We start from the raw sequence: 21916 nt of genomic DNA, 5'->3' as shown, positions 1-21916 counted from the left end.
GTTGCTCCTTCTTGCGGGATTAGAGGAGGTCGCGCGCCGTGCGGATCATCGCGGCGATGGTGGGCGGCAGTCGTTCCTGGTCCGGGTCGTGATGTTTGCCCTCGCGGTGCCGGCGCAGGTTGTGGCCCATGATCGCGGCCATCTTCATCCGGCCCAGGGCCCGGAACCAGTCCATCGCGGGCAGCGCGGGGCCGCCGTCGAGGTAGGCGTCGAGGAGTTCGGCCTCGGTGGGCAGCCCGGGGACGGCACGGCCCAGGCTCGGGAAGTTGCGGTGGTCGGCGAAGAGCAGGAACCAGCCGAGGTCGATGCGCGGGTCGCCGACGCTCCAGATCTCCCAGTCGACGACGGCCACCGGGCGCTCCCCGACGCACAGCACGTTGCCGAGCCGGAAGTCGCCGTGCAGCAGGACCGGTGGGAGTCCGGCGGGCACCTCGGCGGCGAGGCGTTCGATCAACTCCTCGCCTCCCGGCCGTAGTTCGGCCGGGACGGCGTGCATGGTGCGGCTCCAGCGGGCCAGTTCACCGGCCGCGTCGAGGGGTTCCGGCGCGTCGAGGGCCGGTGCCCGGACGTCGGTGGCGTGCAGCCGCCGTAGGACCGAGGCGATCTCCAGCATCCGGGCGCGGGCGGTCCCGGGGGACAGCGCGGGCTCGTCGAGTACGGGTTCGACAGCCTCTCCCGCCGCGAACTCCATGGCGAACCAGGCAGGTTGTGTCGCCTCGACGGCGGCGACGCCGGGCACGGGCACATCGGAACCGGCGAGTGCGCCCAGCACCCGTGCCTGGCGCAGGACGTCGTTGCGTCCGACGGGCCGCTGTCCCGGGGGCACGGCCTTGACGACGTACTTCGCGTCCCCCACGGCGATCGAGTACGTCAGCCCCGAGTGGCCGCCCGGCAGGGTCCTCAACTCCCCCGCCGACGCCCCCAGCCGGGCGCGGACCCGGACCGCCAGCTCCGCCGTCTCCGTGGCCGTGCTCATCGGGCGGGCTCCTTGGGCAGGCCGAGCACACGCTCGGCGAGGATGTTGTGCTGGATCTCGTCGGTGCCGCCCGCGATGCTGTAGCCGGGCGCGCCGAGCAGGTGCTCCGTCCAGGCGTACGTGCCCCACTCCCCCGTGTCGGCGACGAGGCTCGGGCCGAGCAGCTCCGCTGCCAGATCGGTCGTGCGGCGCATGGTCTCGGTGGCGTACAGCTTGCCGACCGAGGCCTCCGCGCCGGGTTCGCGCCCGGCGACGAGGGCGCCGGTCACCCGCAGGGCGATGAGCCGTTGCACGAGGGCGCGGACGTAGAGGTCGGCGGCCCGCCCGCGTTCGCCGTCGGTGAGCGGGCGGGGCAGGTTCCTGGCCAGGTCGAGGGCCCGGTCGGCGTTGTCGAGCCCGAGGTTTCCGGAGTCGAGCCGTTCGGCGGCCAGCACGCTGAGGGTGACCCGCCAGCCCTCGCCGACGGGTCCGAGCCGGTCGGTGTCGGGGACGACGACGCCGTCGAGGTAGACCTCGTTGAAGCTGGCGCCGCCGGTCATCTGCCGGATGGGCCGGACGGTCACGCCCGGCGCGTCCATGCGCACCAGGAAGACGGTGATGCCGGCGTGTTTGCGTACCTGCGGGTCGGTGCGGCACACCGCGACGCCCCAGGTGGCGACCCGGGCCCCGGAGGTCCACACCTTGTGGCCGTCGAGGACCCAGGTGTCGCCGTCCCGTACGGCCCTGGTGCGAACGGCGGCGAGGTCGGAGCCGGCCTCGGTCTCCGAGAAGAGCTGGCAGGCGAGTTCGTCGGTGCGCAGCATGGGCCGCAGCCAGCGCAGCTTCTGTTCGTCGGTGCCCCAGATGCCGATCGCGGGCGCGACGAGCTGCTGGGTGACCGGGAAGATCTCGGTGCGCTGCGGCACGTCGAAGGCGGCTTCCTCGGCGCGGTAGAGCTGCTCGTAGTAGGCGGGCAGGTCGCGCCCCCCGTACACGGCCGGCCAGTTGAGCGCGCCCCATCCCTGGTCGAAGCGGGTGCGTTCCCACTCCTGGGTGCGGGCGGTGTGCTCGCGTTCCTGGCGCTCGGTCCGGTTCTCGAACACGGCGACGGAGTCGGAGCCGCTGCCCCACTCCCCGTCGGCGGCGCGGGGCCGGGCGGCCGTGGTGAGCCACTGCCGGGCCAGGGCGCGGAACTCCTCCGGTTCGGGGATACGGGTCATGTCGTCACCTCCTGGGTTCAGCGGGAGAGCACCGTGCAGGCGCTCACGCCCGGGGCGCCGTACACATGGGTGAAGCCGGTCCTGGGTGCACCGGGGACCTGGCGGTCGCCGGCCCTGCCGCGCAGTTGCTGGACGACCTCGTAGACCTGGCGCAGTCCGGAGGCGCCGATGGGTTCGCCGTTGGCGATGCAGCCGCCGTCGGTGTTGACCGGCAGCGTGCCGCCGATCTCCGTGGCGCCGGAGCCGATCAGCCGCTCCTGGTCGCCGTCCTCGCAGAATCCGCACTCGGCGAGGTGCATGACCTCGGCGCCGCTCTCGGTGTCCTGGAGCTGGCAGACGTCGACCTCGTCGGGGCCGATGCCCGCCTCCTCGAAGGCGGCGGCCGAGGCGTCGCAGCTGACGCTGGTCGGTTCGCCCGCCGGGATCCAGGGGCTGAACACCTCGAACGTGCCGAAGCGCCGGGTGCGTACGGCCGCCGCGCGCAGGGTGACGGACGGTCCGTCCAGGGTGCGGGCCACCTCGGGTGAGCAGAGGACCAGTGCGGCGGCGCCCGCTCCCGGGGAGCAGAACATGTAGCGGGTCAGCGGGTCGCTGACCATGCCGGAGTCGAGGATCTCGGCGGCGGACACCGGTTTGCGGCGCCAGGCCTCGGGGGTCAGCGCCCCGTTGCGGTAGGCCTTCTCGGCGACCAGTGCGAGGGTGTCCGGGGTGATGCCGTGGTCGTGCATGTAGCGGCGGATCTTCATGCCGAAGAACTGTGTGGTCACCATCAGTCCGTCGCTGCCGTACTCCTCGCCGAGTCCCCAGTCCTCCGGGCGTGGGTCGAAGGCGCCTCGGGGGTGCTTGTCGAAGCCGACGGCGAGGACGACGTCCGCCATGCCGGAGCGGATGGCGTTCACGGCGGAGAGCAGTGCGCTGCCGCCGGTCGCGCAGCCGTTCTTGACGTTCACGAACGGCAGTCCGGTCAGGCCGAGTTGGGCCACGAGCGTGTCGGCGAGTCCGGCGCTGTCGCTGCCGCCGAACGCCGCCCGTACCCGTGACCAGTCGAGGCCGGCGTCGGCCAGCGCGGCGTTCACCGCGCGCACCGCCAGCCGGCGGCCGCTCTCCTCGGTCCGGCCGAACGGGGTCCGTCCGGCGCCGCAGATCAGGACGTCGGTGCTCATGGGCGCTCCTCACGGTGGGCCCGGGGCACTCCGTCTCCGGCGGTCAGCGTAAGGGGCATGCCGATCCTGACCTCGGAGAACTCGACATCCAGCACGGCGGCCACCCGTACGCCTTCCGGGAGTTCGACGTAGCCGAGTGCGAACGGCGTGAAGCCGTCCGCCGGGGCCCGGTACGGCGGTGACTTGGGGGCGTACCGCTGTACCGTCCACGTCCACAGCGTGCCCTGCGCGGACAGGGTGGCCGGGTCGGCCGGCCCCCCGCAGCGTGGGCACGCGTCGTCCGCGGGGTAGACCGTCACCGAGCAGCCGGAGCAGCGCGAGCCCTGGAGCCGGGCCGCAGGGCCGCGCGGATCCCCGGCCGGCGCGTCACCGGCCGGCGGATCCCCGGCCATCGACGCGACGGGCATCGGCTCCCCGGCCATCGACTCCGCGGTCATCGGGATCAGCGCCCCTGCCACTTCGGTTCGCGCTTCTCCAGGAACGCCGAGACACCTTCGTTGGCGTCCTCGGAGTTGAGGGCCACGCCGACGGCGAGGTGTTCCATCACCATGAGCGACTGGATGTCGGCGTCGAGGCTCCGGTCGATCGTCATCTTGGTGAGCCACATCATGAAGGGGCTCTTGTCGACGAGGTCGCCGATGAAGTCCTGGACCGTCTCGTCCAGCTTGTCGGCCGGGGCGGACTTGTTGATCAGGCCGAACTCGACGGCCTCGGTGCCGGAGAGCAGCTTGCCGGTGAGCATCAGCTCCTTGGTCTTGCGGATGCCGATCATGCGCGGCACGCGGTAGATCGGGCCGGCCCCGCCGAACAGCGCGCGGCGGATGTGGAAGTCGCCGATCTTGGCGTCGTCCACGGCGATCGCGAAGTCGCAGGAGATCATGATCTCGAAGCCGCCGGCGGTGACATAGCCTTCCAGGACGGCGACCGAGGGGGTCTTCATCGAGTAGAGGCGGTCGCACACCTTCGCGGACTTGACCGCGACGTCGATCGCGTTGGACTTGCCGACGTACTCCGCCTTCAGGCTGTCCAGGTCGAAGCCCGAGCAGAACGTGCCACCGCGACCGCGGACCACCAGGACCCTCAGCTCGGGGTCCTCGTCGACCTCGGTGATGATCTCGTCGAGCCGGTCCAGGATCGGCACCGTCACGCAGTTCTTCTTCCAGGGGCGGTTGAGCCAGACGCGGGCGACGTGACCGTCGCGCTCGAACTGGATCTCGTCTTCCACTGCCATCTTCGATCCCTCCACACTGAGCCGAGTACCACCGAGCAGAACCAAACTGAACTGAATTCATTACGAGTCTGCGGAGCGCGTGATCCACTGTCAAGCCCCGGACCCGGATCGGTGTCAGCCGCCGTCCCGCGCCGGGATGTCGACGAGCACCTTGAGCCGCCGCGCGTCACGGACGTCGTGCAGCCCGGCGACGGTGTCGGCCAGCGGGATGTGGTCGAGCCAGCCGTCCGTCGGGTAGTGCCCGGCGGCCATGTGCTCGATGACCCGCTCGAAGACGCCGTCCGGGTACGCCTCGGCCCCGAGCAGGGCCAGTTCGGCCAGGCGTACGACGGAGGCGTCGATGGCGACCGGGCCGGAGTACAGGGCCACCATCACCACCGGCGCCTGTGCGGCCAGCGCGCGGATCGCGGCGTTCAGCGCCTCGGGCCGGCCCGCGCACTCGACGGCGGCGTCCACGCCCCTGCCCCGGGTGTGGGCCAGCACCTCCTCGGCCACGTCGACCGCGCCGGGGTCGAGCACCCGGGCGCCGTGCCGTTCGGCCGCCGCACGGCGGGACGCCGAGGGCTCCGCCACCAGGACGTCGTGGACGCCCCGCGCCCGGAGCGCGAAGAGCACACCCATGCCGACCGCGCCCGCGCCCGTCACCAACGCACTGCCCCCGGTGGGGACCCGGGCCCGCTCGACCGCGTTCAGGGCCACGGCCATGGGCTCGACCAGCGCCCCCTGTTCCAGCGAGAGGCCGTCCGGCAGCGGGTGCACGGAGCCGGCGGGCACGACGACGTACTGGGCGAGTCCGCCGCCCGGGGAGGTCACCCCGATCGCCGCCAGGGCCGTACACAGATGGGAGAGTCCGGACGTACAGCGGGGGCACACCCCGCAGGTGCGGATCGGCCGTACGCAGACCCGCGCGCCCGGCGTGACCCGGTCGACGTCCTCCCCGCAGGCCACCACGGTCCCGGCGAACTCGTGCCCCAGGGTCTGGGGCAGGGTCGCGCCGGTCAGCGGGTTGGGCTCGTGCGTGGCACGAGGCGTCTCGAAGTACTCGTGCACATCGGTACCGCAGATCCCCGCGTACGCCACGCGGATCTTCACCTCGCCCGGCCCCGGCTCGGGCTCGGGCATCTCCTCGATCCTCAGATCCTTGGCTCCGTACAGCCTGGCGGCCAGCATCGCGCCTCCTCGGTGTCGTCCCGCTTCGCTGCGACACCCTTGAGACTGCCACCAAACTGAACTGACTTCAATAGAATGGTTGAGACCTGCACCTACCCCTGGCGGGTGAGGCCGACGAGTCCGGCGAGCCGGGCGCGGTTCTGGTCGGCGGTGCCGAACAGCACTCCGCCGCTGCGGGCCCGGCGGACGTACAGATGCGCCGGGTGCTCCCAGGTGAAGCCGATCCCGCCGTGCAGCTGGACGTACTCGGCCGTGGCCAGCAGGAAGGCTTCGGAGCAGACCGCCGCGGCGGCGCTCGCGGCCACCGGCAGCTGCGGCGAGGCGAGGGCCACGCACGCGCTCGCGTAGGCGGCGGCCGAGCGGGCCGCCTCCCGTGCGACCAGTACGTCGGCCAGCCTGTGCTTGACCGCCTGGAAGGAGCCGATCGGACGCCCGAACTGCTGCCGCTCACCGACGAACGCGACCGTGGCGTCCAGCGCGTGGCCGATACCGCCCACCTGCTCGGCGGCGAGCGCGGCCCGGCCGGTGTCGAGGATCGCCGCCGTGGTGGTGACGGGATCCGGCTCGCCCAGGGGGGTGGCGGGTGCTCCACGGAACTCGACCAGGGCCTGCCGGCGCGTCTCGTCGAGGACCCGGCGCGGGGTGCGCGGACAGGTGTCCGCGGCGGGCTCACATGTGAACAGCCGTGTGCCGTCGGGGGTTTCGGCCCGTACGACGATCATCCCCGCGTCGGCTCCGTCGAGTACGAAGTCCGCCGCGCCGCGCAGCAGCCAGCCCGTGGCGCCGTACTCGGCGCGGACGCCGGGTGTGTCGTCGTGGAGGCCGGCCACGGTCGCGGTCAGGGTGCCGTCCGCGATCCGGGGCAGGTAGCGCTCGCAGGCCCGGCGGTCGGCGCTGTGGAGCAGGGCGTGTGCGGCGAGGACCACGGTGGGCAGCAGCGGCCCGCAGTACAGGGCGCGCCCGGACTCCTCCAGCGCGACGGCGAGTTCGGCGAAGGAGAAGCCCGAGCCGCCGTACTCCTCGGGGATCGCCAGGCCGTGCACGCCGATCTCGCCCGCCAGGCGTGCCCACACCGTCTCGTCGTGGCCACGCGGGGTGGCCAGGTGCTTGCGCACCTCCTCGGGCCCGCTCACGTCGGCGAGGAAGTCCCGCAGGACGGTGCGGAGTTCCCGGTGTTCCTCGGTCTCGGACAGTAGTTGGGGATCGATCTCCGGGTGACGGAGGTGCATGGGGGCTCCATCGTGCTCGTGTCGTACAAAGGGGTGGGGACGGTGGGTGGACCTCAGCCGCGTGCGGCGGCCACGGGCGCGTCGTCCTGGCCGTCGAAACAGGCCCGCTCTGCGCGGGCGGGGAACTCCGGTTCGGCGGGTTCGCCGCGGGACGGCGACTGCGCCCTCGTGCAGGACGACCCCACCTCGATGTCGACCACCTCCTCACTCACCGTAAACTGAACTCACTTCATGAACGGTAGGTACGAGATCACGAGGGGGCAATAGCCCTGCACCAGTTCGTTCCGCCGGGGGCGTCAGGCGGTGAAACGGCCGCCGTTGGCCAGCAGCACCGCTCCGACCAGGTTGGCCGCGCCGTCACCGGCCAGGAACAGGGCGATGTCGGCGATCTCCTCGGGCGTCGCGTACGGCCGCACCCTCGGGTCGGCGAAACCGGTGCGCAGCAGCGCGGGCGTGCGTACCGCCATCCCGGTCTCCGTCGGACCGGGCGCGACCACGTTCACCCGGATCCCGAAGGCGACGGCCTCCTTGGCGACGGCCTGGCTCAGCGCGTGCACCCCCGCCTTGGACGCGGCGTAGTGGGGGTAGCCGACAGGTGTGTCGAAGGCGGACGAGGAGCCGATGACGACGATCGCGCCCGCCCCGGCCGGCCGCATGACACGCACCGCCGCCCGCAGCACATGAAACGTTCCGTCCAGGTTGACCCGCATGACGCGCCGCCAGGCCGCGTCCGGGAGCCGGTCGGTCACCTCGGGCGGGCGCCCCGCGCCGAGCGCGTCCGCGATCCACTGCTTGGCCTCCGGGTCGTCGACCCCCGCGGCGTGCACCAGGACGTCGAGCCGCCCATGCTCCCGCACCACCGCCTCGACGGCGGCGTCGACCGCGTCCGCGTCCGCGACGTCGAGCCGCACGGCACGGCCGACCGGCGTCTCCCCGGCGACGGCGGCGGCGCTCTCGAGGTTCACGTCGGCGAGGACCACGGCCCTCGCCCCCTCGGCGGCCAGTTGTCGCGCGACGGCCGCACCCATGCCCGAACCGGCGCCGGTGACCATCGCGACCCTGCCCTCGAACCGGGCCAGCTGCACTTCCCCGCTCATCCCGCACATCCTTCCTACGCCTGATACTGAACCGACTTCATCTCTGTTATCGTCACCGGCGCCCTGCTGACAAGACCCGGGACGGTGATTCATGAGGGCGGTGCGACTTTTGGACTGGGGTCGGGAGCCGGTGCTCGGCGAGGTCGGGCGCCCGGTCCCCCGAGAGGGGGAGGTGCTGGTCGAGGTGGAGGCCGCCGGACTGTGCCACTCCGATCTGCACGTGATCGACGCGGCGCCGGGCGCGCTCCCCTACCGGCCACCGTTCACCCTCGGCCACGAGGTCGCCGGCCGGGTCGCCACGGGATCCGATGCCGGGGAGCGCGTCGTCGTCCACGGCCCCTGGGGCTGCGGAGACTGCCCCCGCTGCGCCGTCGGCCGGGACAACCTCTGCGACCGGCGCGGCGAGCTCGGCTGGCACGGGGTCGGGCTCGGCCGGGACGGCGGGATGGCCGAGTACCTGCTCGTCCCGTCGGCCCGCCATCTGGTGCCGATCGGCGACCTGTCGGCCGAGCAGGCGGCGCCGCTCTCGGACGCGGGTCTGACGTCGTACGCCGCCGTCGCCGGAGTGCGGCACGCGCTGGGCGAGGACACCACCGCCGTGGTCATCGGCGTCGGCGGACTGGGGCACCTCGCGGTCCAGATCCTGCGCGCCACCACCGCGAGCCGGGTGCTCGCCGTGGACATCCGCGAGGAGGCCCTCGCGCTCGCCCAAAGGTCCGGGGCGCACGAGGGCACCCTGCTGCGGGCGGACACCGCGCGGGTGCTGAGGGCGGCGGCCGGAGGGGTGGGCGCGGACGCCGTGCTCGACTTCGTCGGGAACGACGCCACGGTCGGGCTCGCCGTCGACGTGCTGCGGCCGGGCGGGGAACTCGTGCTGGTCGGCAGCGGCGGCGGCCGGCTGACCGTGCGCAAGCCGGGCGTCCTGCCGCCGGGCTTCCGGCTGTCCCTGCCGTTCTGGGGTTCCCGGCCCGAACTCGGCGAGGTCGTCGCCCTGGCGCGCTCGGGTGCGCTCCACGTCGAGACCGAGCGGTTCCCGCTGTCGGAGGCGGCCGAGGCGTTCGGCCGCCTCCGGCGGGGAGAGGTGCGGGGGCGGGCGGTGCTGGTGCCCGGATGAGGGCGGTCCCGGCGCCGCGCCCCAACGGCGTCCCCGGACTCCGCAACACCGGCGACCATCCGGGTGCCGCTGCTCCGGGTCGCCGTCCGGACACCCCTGGGCGACCATGGGAGTTCGGGACCTGGGCCGGGGCCAGGCGCTGGGAGGCACCCGTGGTGCACACACCGACCACCGACGTACTCATCGTGGGAGCCGGCCCCGTGGGCCTGAGCGCCGCCGCCGAACTGCGCCGGCACCGGGTGCGCTGCCGCCTGGTCGAGAAGCTGCCGGCCAGGCTGCCGTACGCGAAGGCGGTCGGTGTCCAGCCGCGCACCCTGGAGCTCTGGGACCGGATGGGCCTGGCCCGTACCGTCCTGGAGTGCGCCGCCGTGATGCGCGGCCAGCTGATCCTCGTCAACGGGCATGAGGTCGCCCGCATCGACCTCAACCTGCCGCCCGAGGTGCCGTACCGGTTCGCGGCCCTGCCGCAGTACGAGACCGAGCGGCTGCTGGAGGAGTACGTCGGCGGATTCGGCACGGCCGTGGAGCGGGGCACCGAGCTGCTGTCGTTCGCGCAGGACGCGGACGGGGTCACCGCCCGGCTGCGTACCGCCTCCGGTGGGCAGGAGGAGGTTCGGGCCGGTTATCTGATCGGCTGCGACGGCGCGCACAGCACGGTCCGCAAGGAACTGGGGCTCGCCTTCGAGGGGGACGCCTTCGCCGAGGAGTACATGCTGGGCGACGTGGAGACCGACTGGGACCTGCCGCACGGCTACGGCGTACGGTCCATGCACCGCGCCGACGACGGTTCCACGGACGACCTGCTGGTGTGCATCCCGCTGCCCGGCACCGGCCGCTACCGCATGTCGATGCTGGTGCCGCCCGAGCTGTCCACACGGGCACCCGACGGCGTGGCGCACGGTCTTGAGGGCGCGCGCGTTCCGGAACTGGCGCATCTCCAGGCCGTGGTGGACCGGCTGGCGCCCCGGCCGGCCGTGCTGTCCCGGCTGCGCTGGTCCTCCGTCTTCCGGATCAGCCACCGCATCGTGGACCGTTACGGCGAGGGCCGGGTCTTCGTCGCGGGCGACGCCGCCCACATCCACCCGCCCACCGGCGCCCAGGGCATGAACACCGGTGTCCAGGACGCCTGCAACCTGGCGTGGAAGCTCGCCCTCGTGGTGCGGGGCGAGGCGGGAGCGGCCCTGCTCGACACCTACGACGACGAGCGCCGCCCGATCGGCGAGGAGGTCGTCGGCCGGACGGTCCGCCATGCCACCCAGGGCATCGAGACCGACCCCGACGACCCGCGGACCGTCCTGCTGCGCGAGGCACAACTGCTCGTCGGCTACCGGGACGGCCCGCTCGCCGGAGGCGTCCACGGCCCCGTCGACGCGCCCCAGCCGGGCGACCGGGCGCCGGACTGCCCCGGACTCGAGGCGCCCGCGGCCGGCTACCCGCTCCGGCTGCTCGACGTCCTGCGCGGCCGGGCGGAACACGTCGTGCTCCTGTACGCGGCCGACCGCACGGATCTCGCCGAGGCGTGGGCCGCTGCCGCCGGGCACGGTCTGGAGGCCGTCGCGATCCGCGCCCACGAGGCCACGGCGGTCGCCCCCGACGTCCTGCCCTTCCCCGGGTACCGGGACGCGGCCGGGGAGTTCGCCCGGCTGTACCGGCCCGACGGCCCCACCGGCTTCGTCGTCCGTCCGGACGGCCAGCTCGGTGCCCGTTTCCCCCTCGCCGGCACGCAGGCGGCCCTTTCCGACTACCTCACGCTGCTGTCGGCCCCGGCTCCGGCGCACCGGTGACGCGGGGCTACGACTCCTTGCGCGCCGCCCGGTCCAGGGCCTGCTTCAGGGCCGGCCGGCCCTTGCCGAGGAGTGCCTTCTCCATGCTGTGGTCGCTCGAGCGGCCGAGGCGCTCGCCGTGGGCGTAGTCGTCGGGCTCCAGGACCTGCCCGCACCACTCGCCGCGCCCGCCCTCCTGTCCGTCGAAGGGCACGACCGAGCCCTCCCCGAGCGGCACCCACTTCTCCTCCTCCCAGCGCAGGGCGAGGACGTAGGTGTGGCCGGGTACGACACGCGGCGCGTCGCCGGTGAGGTCGTCCACGCGGGTCTTGCCGTCGGAACGGCGCACCTTCCAGCCCGCGCCGACATAGCCCAGCTCGCCCCCGACCGTGGGATGGGACCGCTCGGAGGACTCGAACGCCTTGTCCTCGACGCTCATGTCGACGGTCCGCTCCAGCCGGTAGCTGTACGCCCCCGCCCCCAACTCCTCACGCCCGCTCTCGCGTTCCTCGTCGGCGCGGGCGACCACCACCACATCCGCGTTGCGCACCCAGTCCTGCGCCGTCTGCGAGGGGTACTTCTCGCTCGACAGCCCGCACCCGTTGACGGTGTCGAGGCCCGGCCAGCCGACGAGGACCCCCGCGACAACGCCACCGGCCGCCAGAACGGCCACGACGGGACGCCCCGCCTCACGGACCGCCAACAAATTTCTCCGCATGCGCTGATCTTGATCGGGCCACGATCAGCCAGCTGTGACGGAGGCCATACTTCCGGTCACAGCACTGTCACAGACGACGCCCGGAGAGCAGGCGTGCACCATTGACCAGCGGATTCTTGCCCGAAACGGCAAGGACGCCGGTACGTACGGACCGACCGCCCCGCGCCGCGCCGGGGGTCCTCGTTTCTCGCCGACTCCTCAGGCCGCGCGCACCCCGGCCCGCACGGCACGCACGCTGCGTACCGGTGCGGGCGCCGCCGCCGGCGCGGGTGGGGCGGGGACACGGGCGGGCGGCCCCGCGGCGGGCACGGGACGGACCCGGTAGGTCGTCCGGCTGGGGTCGGTGACGGGCTCGCCCAGGGCGATCCGGCCGACTTCGTACAGCTGGTCGCACTCGGCGGTCGGCAGGGCCACGTAACAACCGCCCTTGCCGGTGGCGGAGTCCAGCGGACGCCAGTAGCCGTACCGACGACGCCCGTTGGCGTGCACGCTGACGAACACGGAGTGACGGGCGTCGCATATGACGCGGAGGATCTCGATCTCCGAGCGGCTCAACGGGGCGTTGGCACGGGCCGACTTGGACGGGCGTCCGGCCTGGTCTCCACGCTGTCGGCCGCGTTCGGGCTCGGCCATGTCCTCGATCCCCCAACCGGGCGTGACGGCAGGGGCGTTGAGAACCTGTGGCTGGTCGGCAGCGGCAGACATCGGTGGTGACCTCTTTCAGGGACAGCGGCTCTGGAGCGCCTACCCCGTGCGGGCGTAGTTGATCTCATTTTCCGCTCGCATTCTTCATCAGGCCACTGACATTTCCTCACCGACACGACGGCCGACACGACAGCCGGTGCGCGGATCGCGGTGACGGGTGCCCATGGCTGGACTGCAACCGCGTCGGCCGAAAACGTGTCTCTGGTGCCGTGGCCCGGTGTTCCCGGGGCCACGAGGGCGAGGGCTCGCCACGGCAAGGGGGAATGGCGATGAGCACATGGGCCGTACCGGGGTACTCCGAGTCGTTCGAGCTGGGTTCCGGAGCCAGTGGGCGGGTGGTTCTCGCCGTGCACGAGCCGACCGGTGTGCCGGTGGCCGTGAAGTACCTCAGCGAGTCGCTGCTGACCCGGCCGGGTTTCGTCCACGGCTTCCGCGCCGAGGCGGAACGGCTCGGCGGGCTGGAGAGCCCGTACGTGACCGGTTTCTACGAGTACGTCGAGGCGCCGGAGGGCGCCGCCATCGTGATGGAGCTGGTGGACGGCGTCTCCCTGCGGACCCTGCTCGCCCGGCAGAGCCCGCTGTCCCCCGAGTCCGCGCTGGCCGTGCTCAAGGGTTCGCTGCTCGGTCTTGCGGACGCGCACCGGGCCGGTGTGGTCCACCGTGACTACAAGCCGGCGAACGTCCTGGTCACCCCGGAGGGCGTGTCCAAGCTGGTCGACTTCGGCATCGCGGTGGACGCGGGCGTCAGCACCGGGGTGGCGGGCACCCCGGCCTACATGGCGCCGGAACAGTGGACGGGGGCACCGGCCTCGCCCGCCGGCGACGTGTACGCGGCCACCGCCACGTTCTTCGAGTGCCTGACGGGCCGCAAGCCCTTCCCGGGGGACAACCTGGCCCAGTTGGCGTTGCAGCACGCGCACGACCCGGTCCCCGTGGAAGAGGTGCCGGAGGAGGTGCCGGAGGCGGTGCGTGACCTGGTCCGCCGGGGGCTGGCGAAGTCGGCCGACCAGCGGCCGGCGGACGCGGCGGCGTTCGTGGCGGACCTGGAGCGGGCGGCCGTGGCAACGTACGGGGAGGACTGGGAGGAGCGCGGTCGCGGCCGGCTGGCCGCTCTCGTGGCCCTGCTGCTGTTCCTGCTCCCGTCCGGCCGCTCGTCGGGGCCCGGAACGACCACCGACACGGCGCGCACGGTCCTCGCCCGCGCTCCGGGCGCGGGACGCCTGCACGCGTGGCGGCCGACCTGGCCGGGCGCGGCGGTGGCCGCGGCGGCCGTCCTCGTCGCCCTCCTGCTCGGGCAGGGCATCGGCCAGGGGGCGGGCGCCGGCGGCGGGACGCAGACGCTGGCCACCACCAGTCCGGAGCCCGTGGCCGAGACCGGCCCGCTCCCCTCGCCGACGGCCCCGCCCACACCGTCGGTGACGGCGGACTCCCCGGTGCCCGAAGCCTCCAGCGGTGCGGCCTCCCCTCCTGCCACCGACGGCGATCCGGCCCCGTCGCCGTCCGCCGGCACCTCGACGAGCCCCCCTCCGCCCAGCGGTTCGCCCTCGCCGTCGGACTCGTCCGGTACGACGACGAGCCCCTCGCCCTCCCCGTCGCCGGTCGCCGTCAAGGAGGTGACGGTCACCGGGTTCCGGCAGACCGGTACCGCCACGGCCACCGCGACGATCACCGTCACCACGGACGGCACCGGTCCCGTCTCCGTCTCCGTCGGCTGGTTCACGAACAACGCCGCCGGGGCGGCTGCCGGGACCGCGGACGGTGCCGTCGACTCGTATGCGCGCAGCGGCGCCACGCAGTACACGATCACCGTCGAGCACACCTTCCAGGGCAGCGGCTGCTACTGGATCGTGCAGGCCTCGACCAGCCCCGCGGCCGCGTCCGGCGGGGCGTCGCAGCAGCTCCTGACCCGGCAGTGCACGCTCCGATGAACGCGCCCGCCGACCGCCGGCCTCCGCAGCGGGACGACTACAGCGCCACCGTCCTGGGCAGCCACTGGGTCCAGCACGGCGACGACGGCACGACGGTGGTGGACCACACCGCCGCCGCTCCGCCGCCCCACGGTCGCGTCGACGGGACGGTCCTGCGCTTCGGACCGGGCGTCACCGCCGCCCTCCCGCGCGCCGAGCGCACCGCCGTCCTTCCGGCGGCTCCCCCGGCCCGTCCGCGCCACCGGCTGCGGCGGCACGCGCTTCCCGTGCTGGTGCTGGTCGCCGCGCTGGTGTTCCTGTTCTGGCGCGGGCACGACGCGCCCGCCCTCTCGGTGCGCGGTGTCGCGGTGACCGCCCCGGCGCGCGCCACCGGGTGCGACCGGACGGTGGAGTTCGTGGGGGTGGTACGGACCGACGGCGGTGAGGGCGAGCTGTCCTACCGCTGGGTGCGCAGCGACGGCACCACCTCCGACGTCCTGCGTGCGGCCGTCCCCGAGGGGCGGCGGGAGGTGCGCCTGCGGCTGCTGTGGACGTTCCAGGGGCAGGGCAGGTACCCGGCCGTCGCGGAGCTGCGCGTGCTGTCCCCGGACGGCGGCACCGCGAGCGCCCGCTTCACCTACGACTGCCCCTGAGCGGAGCCGCGTGCCCGCCGTACTGGCGGGCAAGGGCGTGGAAGGCCTCCTTGGATTCCCAGTGCCAGGGCGAGTCCGGGTCGCCGGGGCGGTCCTGGACGGTCCTGGTGATGGAGTAGCCCGCCATGTCGAGGTCGTAGCGGGGGTTGTCGGCGCAGCCGCTGGGCGACGCGGCCGGTCTCGGCGAGGTGGTCGAGGATGTGGCGCTGCGGGATGTCGGCGGGGGTGGGCTGCAGCCAGACGTGGAGGCCGTTTTCGGCCGCCTCGTGCGCGGTCGCGGCGAGGCGTTCCACGCCGTCCCCGGTGACGTCGACCGTGTCGGCGCGCAGGTCGGAGCGCATCCGGGCGGGGTTCCAGGCCGTCGTCGGGGTCTCGCCGTCCCCGATCGTGTAGACGACGCCCCGGTGCCGCAGTCCGCGGTGCCCGTCCTGGCCCCGCGTGGCGTGCCGGTCCATGGCGTCGGCGCCCGCCGCCGTGCCGGCCGCCGCCGCTCCGCCGAGGAAGCGGGCCCGGCTGATTCCCTGGGTCTTGTCCATGCCTCCCAGCGTGTCGGGGCGGTGCGCGCCGCACAGTCGGCCACCGGTCGGGAGCACCGCGACGGAGGTGTACAGCCCGGTCCGGCGGGATAGCCGAAGGGCGGTGCGCCCGGTGACCTAAGTCGGTACCGGCATCCCGCGAACTCAGCCGCGCGCTTCGCGGGCCCAGCGTTCGACGACGGGGACGCAGGTCTCGGCGAAGTACTCGTAGTCCTCAGGGGTGTTGTAGACATGCGCGGACAGGCGCAGATAGCCGATTCCGCCGAAGCTGGTGAACGCCGCCTCCACGCCCAGTTCGGCGGGCGCGCGGTCACGCAGGGCGTCGGCGTCGAGGCGGTTGACGCCCAGGCCGTCGGGCAGCCGGACCAGGCGCATACCGGGGACGGGCATACCGACGTCGACGGGCTCCGGCGGGGTACCGCCGCGGGCGAAGGCGTTCGCGACGACCTGGGCGCCGTACTCCGCGAGTTCGTCCATGTACCGACGGGCCGTGTCCCAGCCCCAGGTGTCCTCGACGAACCGGTACGCGGCGGGCGCGGCCAGGCTGCCGGTGGCGTCCAGCGTGCCCTGGTGGTCGAAGCGGTCCGGGAAGGGCTCCGCCGCGCCCCAGGAGTCGATCAGCGGGTGGAGGTCGTCCCGCAGGGGGCCGCGGGCGACGAGTGCCGCCGCGCCCCGGGGCGCGCACCCCCACTTGTGCAGGTTGCCGACCCAGGCGTCGCACTCCAGCCCGTCCACGGGCGCGGCGAGCAGGCCGGGCGCGTGCGCGCCGTCGACGAGCAGGGTGATTCCGCGCCGGGCCGCCTCGGCGCCGACACGCTCCACCGGCAGCAACCGGGCGGTGGCCGAGGTGATCTGGTCCAGGACGATCAGTACGACGTCCTGGTCGACCTCCGCGAGCACCGCCTCGTAGGCCTCCTCGGGGCCGGCGGCCAGGGGGACGCGAGCCGTGCGGACGCGGCTGCCCCAGCGCCGGGCGAGGCGTTCGGCGCCCATCGTGACGGCGCCGTAGCCGTGGTCGGTGACCACGATGTCGCCGCCGGGCCGTGCCGCCAGGGCGGCGAACACCGCGCTGACACCGGCGCTCGCGTTGGGCACGAGGGCCAGGTCCTTGGCGTCGGCCCGCAGGATGTCGGCGATCTCCGACCGGGCGGCGGCGACCCGTTCGGGCAGCGACGCGAACCAGACGACCGGGGCGCGCTCCATCTCCGCCCGCAGCGCGTTCTGCCGCTCCTGCGCCACCCTGGGAACCGCGCCGAAGGAGCCGTGGTTCAGGTGGCGCAGACCGGGATCGAGGGTCCAGGCCGCCATGGCGGGCCGCCCGTCGGGCAGCCGCAACGGCCCCGGCTCCATGCCGAGTTCGGCGTCGCTCGTCGCGACCGGCTTGCGGAGGGAGACGCTCATCAGGAGAAGAACCCGCGCTGGACCGGCAGGCCGGGGTTGTGCGCGGGGCCGCCGCCCATGACCCGCTCCAGGTCACGCTTGATGCGTTCGGCCTCACCACGCACCAGAGCGGGCACGTCACCGCGTTCGGTGACGAGGCGGTGGTAGATCGGCGTGTCGTCGAAGACGGAGAACACGGAACGGGCTCTGCTTTCGTGGAGCGGCCGGGCGGGCCGACGCGGTGGAACGGCTTCGGGTCGGACACCGGCCCGAAACCGGTTCCGGCGACATCATCGCATTGTCCGCCCTTTGCCCGGTGCCGATGACCACTTGAGGCAATTCGGATCCTCGGATTCCGGTACGGGTCGGCGCAAGTGTATTCACAGGCCACCGGTGTCATGCCCGCGCCATCGGCCGAGCGAGGCCCACCCCCGCTCCGAGCCGCCCTCACCATGAGCTATGCTTTACCCAGAGCTGAGCTTGAAACTTCCATCACTCGGCACTGCGTTGGTGGTCCAAGGAAAGACGCCCCGCTTCCTGTGGGGAAATGCAGGTGCAAGGCCTGCCCGGCGCTCGCACACGGACCCCGCACCACTTCGGTGGTGCGGGGTCCGTTCGTTGGCCGGCCCCCGCCGGGGCCGGCCTCGGGGTACTCAGACCTCCAGCGTGCCTTCGAGCGCCTTGAGCCGGTGACGGGCCAGGGCGAGGTTGCTGCGGCTGCGGTCCAGGGCCATGTACAGGAAGAGCGATCCCCGCACGCTGGCCAGCGGCCTGATCAGGTGATACTGCTGACCCAGGGTGATCAGGATGTCCTCGATCTCCTCCTGCAGGCCCAGCGACTTCAGGGTGCGCTGCTTCGCCCGTACGACCTCCGTGTTGCCCGCGGCGGCCAGCTCCAGGTCCAGCTGGGGACCTCCGCCCAGCACCCCGAGCGACATGCCGCTCTCGTAGTCCACGACCGCCACCCCCAAGGCACCGTCGATGGCCATCGCTTCCTTGAGCGTGCTCTCAATATTCACGCTGGTGCCCTCTTTCCCTTACAGACCGGCCGGCACTGATCGTCCGCTTTTGCCAAACGGGCTCGTTTTTGAGTCCCTTGGCTTCGAACGAGTTCATCTTTGGCCACTCTTGCGATAGTTGGCAAATAAAGTACTGTGCTCGGCAGAGCAACCGAAGGGGCTTCCGATGGCTTTACTCGACGCCGCCCTCACCGACGTTCTCCAGACGCCCGGCATCGCCGGTGCCGCACTGGTGGACGCCGTGACGGGTCTCTCCTACGCGTCGCTGGGAGAAGTGGGCGCGAGCCGGGACGCCCACGACGTGCTCGGCATCGCCGACACCCGCCTCCGCCAGGCGGGTTGCACCGACGAGGTGGAGAGCATCGTCGTCACGACACCCAGCACGCACCATGTCACCCTTCGCCTCGGCAACGGCACCGATCCCGCCCTGCTCTGCGCGACCGTGGACCGCGACCGGACCAATCTCGCCTGGGTCATGCAGGATCTGACCCGGCACGCGGGCACGCTGCTGGCATGATCGAGAACGACAGCGGCCAACCGCCCGCCGCCCGCAACCTGCCCTCGCTCCTGTCCGGCCTGCACGCAGGGCGCAGGTCGTGCACCGTCTCCGTGTCCGGAACTCCGGGCGGGACCATCCATGTGCGCGACGGACTCGTGGTCGCCATGGAGACTCCCGGCGCTCCGGGGACCGAAGCGATCCTGCTCAAGTCCGGCCGTCTCACGGAGAAGTCGTGGGCCTCCGTGCGCGCCACCGACACCACACACGAGCACCTGGCGAAGGAACTCGTCGGCCAAGGGCTGGTCGGTGCCGGTGAGTTGGAGATGGTCAGCCTCGGCGCCCTCTTCGACGCCGCCTTCGCGCTCTCCCTCAACCGGCAGACCAGCTGGGAGGTCGGCGACCCCGTCCCGGTGCTGTACGCCGGCGTCGGGGTGCAGCCGGAGCGGCTGGTCGCCGAGACCACGCGCCGCTTCGCCATGCTGACCGACGAGCCCGGCTCCCTCGCGGCGTACACCCGGGCCCGCATCCAGCCGACACCCGCCGCCGGACTGCCGGAATCCGTGGCCGTGCTGCCCCCGCGGCACCGGGACCTCCTGGCAGCGGCCGACGGCCGCCGGACACCCCGGGACCTGGCCTTCACGCTGGGCCGCGGCCTGTTCGCCGTCCTGCTCGACCTCCGGCTCCTGCTCGATCTGCAACTGGTCCACTTCGAGGCACCGGCGCGGCCGAGCACGGCACCGCGGGTGCCCGGCGCCCCCACCGCCACCCCGACCGCGCCCGTCCCCCCGGCGACCGAACTCCCCCGCCGTCTGCCCGGCCGCACCGGCCGACAGCCGACCGCCCCGGACGCCGCCGAGCGCCGTCCCTGACCCCACCGGTCCCCTCTCCCCTTTCCTCCCTCCCTCTTTCCCTTCCTCTCCTCCCCCCTCTCCCCGCCTCCGCTTCACCGCTCCCGCGCCGCTCACACCAGGAAGAAGCCATCATGAGTGACCCTGTGAACGACATCCTCGTCTCCTTGCGGGACAAGGTGATGGGTGTCACAGAAAGCACACTCGCGACCGTCGACGGGCTGGTGGTCGCCAGTGACGTCAGCAAGACACACCCGGAGTCGATGGCCGCCGTCGCGGCGGCCACCCTCTCCCTCGGAAACCGCCTCGCCGACCAGGGCGCGACCGGGACCCTGCGGACGATGAGCGCCCAGTGCAGTGCGGGCCATGTGATCGTCACGGCGGTCGGCGCCCGCGCCCTGTTGGCGGTCGTGACGGACGAAGGTCTCGATCTGGCCGCGTTCCAGCGGGAGATACCCGCCGTGGTGACCGAACTCGGAACCATTCTCGAAACGGACACCTCGGCCTGAACCACGCCCACTCACTCCTCGTCGTCGGGCGCTTCCAGGATCTTGGGCGGTCGTGACACGAGCAACCGGCTCACCTCGTACGACATCTCGGTGGTCCCGGCGTCCGGCGACGGGTGATAACGGCCCGCGGACACCGAGAGGTTGACGATGAGGTAGGCGTGCCAGCCGCGCCCCACTCCCTGCCGGTCGGCGAACACCCGGCTGCCGTTCACCCACCACACCACGGACCGCGGGCCGAACTCGACGCGCAGTTCGACCCAGGCGCCCGGGGCGATCGCGGCGTCGCGGTAGTAGAGGTTGCCTCCGCGAACGTGGTTGGTCAGCTCCAGGAGGTCCGGGTTGTCGGGGTGGTACTCGAAGACGTCGATCTCCTGATCGCCGTCCCGCCAGGTCCAGATGGCCGGCCAGGCCCCGATCTCGTACGGCAGCCGGACCCGCGCCTCCAGCACGTCACCGGCGCGGACCATGAAGGCCTCCTCGCTCCCCTCCGTGGTGAGCAGGCCCGCGTTCCACCGCCCGTCACCGCGGCGGGTGGCCCGGAAGGTGCCGGAACGGCTGTAGGCCGGGTCGGACACCAGGTGGTCGAGTTTGTTGTCGCCGGGGTTGATCGGTCCGCCGTCGGGATACGCCCACGAACGTCCCGCCACCCACTGGCGGGTGGACGTGAAGTCCGCGGTGAAGACGACCGGCGGTCCGGCCCGGGCCCCGGCGGTCGGGGGCAGTTCGTCGAATGCGGAATTCTCCAGGTTTTCTGCGTTTTCCATGGCCGGAGGCTGCTCCGCATATGACCAAGGCATGCGGGTGTCCTTCGAATTCGCCGCGAAGACAACCCGTCCGAGTGAATGGCCGTCATCGAAAGGTGTGTTCACCCGGTTTCACCGGGCGTCGGTCCCGGCTTCCTCCCGCACCAGTTGACGGAGGATCCCGGGTCCCGCCCCGGCGAGCCGGCGCGCGTGGTCGGTCAGTGCGGCAAGGCCCTCCTGAAGCGTTTCACCACGGGTCTCCGGGAGTTCGAGCACCGGGCGCGCGCCCGACTCCTCGCGCTCGTCGTCGACCGTGACCTCGCTCTCGACCGAGAACCCGTCCGCGGTCGGGCCGAACTCCAGGGCGAAGCAGACCTCTCGGCCGTCGCGCAGCAGGACCGTCTCGCCCAGTACGTGCATGCCCGGCTCGCTCCCCTACCAGTGGGCGTGGGCCCGTCTGCCGAGAACTCCCGGCAGTTCCAGGCTCTGCGCGTAGGCCATCCGCCGCAGCAGGCCGGCGGCCTCCCAGAGGGTCACGACAAGCCGTTGCGCGTGCTGTCCCGAAGCGTCCATGGTCCGCCAACGCGCCATGGCGCGTACGGGTTCCCGGGGTGCCCGCAGGTTTCCTCAGGTTTCCGGCGTCAGGCGATCCCCCCGTTGGAGAACAGCACCTGGCCGTTGACCCAGCGGCCCGGGCCGGCGAGGAACGCGACGGACTCGGCGATGTCCTCCGGTGTGCCCAGTCGCTCCAGCGGGGGCTGTGCGGCGAGCCGGGCGATCGTCTCCTCGTCCTTGCCGTCCAGGAAGAGCGAGGTCGCCGTGGGCCCGGGCGCCACCGCGTTCACGGTGATGTCGCGGCCCCGCAGCTCGCGGGCCAGTACCGGGATCAGGGCCTCCACGGCGCCCTTGCTCGCCGCGTAGGCCGCGTAGCCGGGGAAGGACAGCCGCGTCACCGAGGTGGAGAAGCCGATGATCGCTCCGCCCGCACGGACCCGGCGGGCCGCCTGCTGGGCCACGACGAAGGTGCCGCGCACATTGGTGCGGGTCAGCCGGTCGAAGTCGTCCAGGTCGAAGTCGGCGAGCGGCCCGAGGACCATCACCCCCGCCGTGTGGACGACGACGTCGATCCCGCCGAAGGCCCGCTCCACCGCGTCGAACGCCTCGGTCATGGCGGCGGCGTCGGCGACGTCGCCGGTGACCGCGATCGCCCTGCCGCCGGTCGCCTCGATCCCGGCGACGGTCTCGTCCGCCGCCGTCTTGTTGCCCGCGTAGTGCACCCCGACGGCCATGCCGTCGGCGGCGAGCCGCCGGGCCACGGCCCGGCCGATGCCTCCGGAAGCGCCGGTGACGAGTGCGACCCGGGTGTTCTCGGACATGGTGTTGCCTCCGCTTCTGACACACATCACTCAGACAGTTCACTCAGACAGTGAGCATTTTTATGAACGCTACGTCCATAT

The 21916-nt window shown here is 72.7% G+C and carries 24 protein-coding genes and 1 pseudogene; 7 read left to right on the top strand and 18 right to left on the bottom strand.

Features of this window, described 5'->3' with window-relative positions:
• Window positions 1–19: 19 nt before the first annotated feature.
• The 9 genes from ACFPIH_RS31250 to ACFPIH_RS31210 all read right to left on the bottom strand — a co-directional run bounded on the left by ACFPIH_RS31250 (window position 20) and on the right by ACFPIH_RS31210 (window position 8065).
• Window positions 20–976 (bottom strand): phosphotransferase family protein, encoded by a 957-nt coding sequence (locus ACFPIH_RS31250; protein ID WP_381175833.1) that lies wholly within the window; start codon window positions 974–976, stop codon window positions 20–22.
• A complete protein-coding gene (locus tag ACFPIH_RS31245; protein ID WP_381175830.1) occupies window positions 973–2175 on the bottom strand; it encodes an acyl-CoA dehydrogenase family protein in 1203 nt (400 codons plus the stop codon). Before ACFPIH_RS31245 ends, ACFPIH_RS31250 begins: the two co-directional genes overlap by 4 nt.
• Before the next feature lie 17 nt (window positions 2176–2192).
• A complete protein-coding gene (locus ACFPIH_RS31240) occupies window positions 2193–3338 on the bottom strand; it encodes a thiolase family protein (RefSeq protein ID WP_381175827.1) in 1146 nt (381 codons plus the stop codon).
• Window positions 3335–3730: a Zn-ribbon domain-containing OB-fold protein gene (locus ACFPIH_RS31235; protein ID WP_381176132.1), complete on the bottom strand. Its 396-nt coding sequence runs from the start codon at window positions 3728–3730 to the stop codon at window positions 3335–3337. The genes ACFPIH_RS31240 and ACFPIH_RS31235 overlap by 4 nt, the downstream gene beginning before the upstream one ends.
• A gap of 50 nt (window positions 3731–3780) precedes the next feature.
• Entirely contained in the window at window positions 3781–4569 is a 789-nt protein-coding gene (locus ACFPIH_RS31230) for an enoyl-CoA hydratase/isomerase family protein (RefSeq protein WP_381175824.1), read from the bottom strand.
• Window positions 4570–4683: 114 nt separating this feature from the next.
• A complete protein-coding gene (locus tag ACFPIH_RS31225) occupies window positions 4684–5739 on the bottom strand; it encodes an alcohol dehydrogenase catalytic domain-containing protein (RefSeq protein WP_381175821.1) in 1056 nt (351 codons plus the stop codon).
• Between the two features lie 92 nt (window positions 5740–5831).
• Window positions 5832–6968: an acyl-CoA dehydrogenase family protein gene (locus ACFPIH_RS31220; protein ID WP_381175818.1), complete on the bottom strand. Its 1137-nt coding sequence runs from the start codon at window positions 6966–6968 to the stop codon at window positions 5832–5834.
• Between the two features lie 53 nt (window positions 6969–7021).
• The gene (locus ACFPIH_RS31215; protein WP_381175815.1) at window positions 7022–7180 is read right to left on the bottom strand and encodes a hypothetical protein; all 159 of its coding nucleotides are present in this window, start codon (window positions 7178–7180) and stop codon (window positions 7022–7024) included.
• A gap of 84 nt (window positions 7181–7264) precedes the next feature.
• The gene (locus ACFPIH_RS31210; RefSeq protein WP_381175812.1) at window positions 7265–8065 is read right to left on the bottom strand and encodes an SDR family NAD(P)-dependent oxidoreductase; all 801 of its coding nucleotides are present in this window, start codon (window positions 8063–8065) and stop codon (window positions 7265–7267) included.
• Window positions 8066–8156: 91 nt separating this feature from the next.
• Here ACFPIH_RS31210 and ACFPIH_RS31205 point away from each other — a divergent pair, with 91 nt between their 5' ends.
• Complete coding sequence (locus ACFPIH_RS31205; protein ID WP_381175809.1) at window positions 8157–9179, top strand: NAD(P)-dependent alcohol dehydrogenase; 1023 nt, start codon at window positions 8157–8159, stop codon at window positions 9177–9179.
• A 152-nt stretch (window positions 9180–9331) separates the two neighbouring features.
• Complete coding sequence (locus ACFPIH_RS31200; protein ID WP_381175806.1) at window positions 9332–10963, top strand: FAD-dependent monooxygenase; 1632 nt, start codon at window positions 9332–9334, stop codon at window positions 10961–10963.
• A gap of 7 nt (window positions 10964–10970) precedes the next feature.
• Here ACFPIH_RS31200 and ACFPIH_RS31195 read toward each other — a convergent pair whose 3' ends face one another.
• Window positions 10971–11660 carry a hypothetical protein gene (locus tag ACFPIH_RS31195; RefSeq protein WP_381175803.1) on the bottom strand — a complete coding sequence of 230 codons (690 nt, stop codon included), beginning with the start codon at window positions 11658–11660 and terminating at the stop codon, window positions 10971–10973.
• Between the two features lie 198 nt (window positions 11661–11858).
• Window positions 11859–12365: a hypothetical protein gene (locus tag ACFPIH_RS31190; protein ID WP_381175800.1), complete on the bottom strand. Its 507-nt coding sequence runs from the start codon at window positions 12363–12365 to the stop codon at window positions 11859–11861.
• A 269-nt stretch (window positions 12366–12634) separates the two neighbouring features.
• Here ACFPIH_RS31190 and ACFPIH_RS31185 point away from each other — a divergent pair, with 269 nt between their 5' ends.
• Window positions 12635–14293 carry a serine/threonine-protein kinase gene (locus tag ACFPIH_RS31185; protein ID WP_381175797.1) on the top strand — a complete coding sequence of 553 codons (1659 nt, stop codon included), beginning with the start codon at window positions 12635–12637 and terminating at the stop codon, window positions 14291–14293.
• The gene (locus ACFPIH_RS31180) at window positions 14290–14925 is read left to right on the top strand and encodes a hypothetical protein (RefSeq protein WP_381175794.1); all 636 of its coding nucleotides are present in this window, start codon (window positions 14290–14292) and stop codon (window positions 14923–14925) included. Before ACFPIH_RS31185 ends, ACFPIH_RS31180 begins: the two co-directional genes overlap by 4 nt.
• A 146-nt stretch (window positions 14926–15071) precedes the next feature.
• Here ACFPIH_RS31180 and ACFPIH_RS31175 read toward each other — a convergent pair.
• From ACFPIH_RS31175 to ACFPIH_RS31160, 4 genes and pseudogenes are all read right to left on the bottom strand, one after another.
• A pseudogene (locus ACFPIH_RS31175) lies at window positions 15072–15461 on the bottom strand (abortive phage infection protein); the annotation flags it as partial.
• 144 nt (window positions 15462–15605) lie between these two features.
• On the bottom strand, window positions 15606–16862 hold the full coding sequence (locus ACFPIH_RS31170; protein WP_381175791.1) for an aminotransferase class V-fold PLP-dependent enzyme: 1257 nt from the start codon (window positions 16860–16862) through the stop codon (window positions 15606–15608).
• Window positions 16862–17038 (bottom strand): hypothetical protein, encoded by a 177-nt coding sequence (locus tag ACFPIH_RS31165; RefSeq protein ID WP_381175788.1) that lies wholly within the window; start codon window positions 17036–17038, stop codon window positions 16862–16864. The genes ACFPIH_RS31170 and ACFPIH_RS31165 overlap by 1 nt, the downstream gene beginning before the upstream one ends.
• Before the next feature lie 456 nt (window positions 17039–17494).
• Window positions 17495–17860 (bottom strand): hypothetical protein, encoded by a 366-nt coding sequence (locus ACFPIH_RS31160; RefSeq protein WP_381175785.1) that lies wholly within the window; start codon window positions 17858–17860, stop codon window positions 17495–17497.
• Between the two features lie 166 nt (window positions 17861–18026).
• On the opposite strand from ACFPIH_RS31160, the gene ACFPIH_RS31155 reads away from it, so the two are divergent.
• The 3 genes from ACFPIH_RS31155 (at window position 18027) to ACFPIH_RS31145 (ending at window position 19716) form a co-directional block, all read left to right on the top strand.
• On the top strand, window positions 18027–18377 hold the full coding sequence (locus ACFPIH_RS31155) for a hypothetical protein (RefSeq protein WP_381175782.1): 351 nt from the start codon (window positions 18027–18029) through the stop codon (window positions 18375–18377).
• Window positions 18374–19228, top strand: coding sequence for a hypothetical protein (locus ACFPIH_RS31150; RefSeq protein WP_381175779.1), 855 nt, complete (start codon window positions 18374–18376; stop codon window positions 19226–19228). Before ACFPIH_RS31155 ends, ACFPIH_RS31150 begins: the two co-directional genes overlap by 4 nt.
• Before the next feature lie 113 nt (window positions 19229–19341).
• Entirely contained in the window at window positions 19342–19716 is a 375-nt protein-coding gene (locus ACFPIH_RS31145) for a roadblock/LC7 domain-containing protein (protein WP_381175776.1), read from the top strand.
• An 11-nt stretch (window positions 19717–19727) separates the two neighbouring features.
• On the opposite strand, the gene ACFPIH_RS31140 is transcribed toward ACFPIH_RS31145, so the two are convergent.
• From ACFPIH_RS31140 to ACFPIH_RS31130, 3 genes are all read right to left on the bottom strand, one after another.
• The gene (locus ACFPIH_RS31140) at window positions 19728–20480 is read right to left on the bottom strand and encodes a beta-glucanase (RefSeq protein WP_381175773.1); all 753 of its coding nucleotides are present in this window, start codon (window positions 20478–20480) and stop codon (window positions 19728–19730) included.
• A 111-nt stretch (window positions 20481–20591) separates the two neighbouring features.
• Window positions 20592–20879 carry a hypothetical protein gene (locus ACFPIH_RS31135; protein ID WP_381175770.1) on the bottom strand — a complete coding sequence of 96 codons (288 nt, stop codon included), beginning with the start codon at window positions 20877–20879 and terminating at the stop codon, window positions 20592–20594.
• A gap of 221 nt (window positions 20880–21100) precedes the next feature.
• A complete protein-coding gene (locus ACFPIH_RS31130) occupies window positions 21101–21835 on the bottom strand; it encodes an SDR family oxidoreductase (RefSeq protein WP_381175767.1) in 735 nt (244 codons plus the stop codon).
• Between the last annotated feature and the right edge of the window lie 81 nt (window positions 21836–21916).

The sequence above is a fragment of the Streptomyces vulcanius genome (genome assembly GCF_042653945.1).
GTDB lineage: Bacteria > Actinomycetota > Actinomycetes > Streptomycetales > Streptomycetaceae > Streptomyces > Streptomyces mangrovi.
Note: the sequence above shows the minus strand (reverse complement) of the source record. Positions and strands in the feature narration are given on the sequence as shown.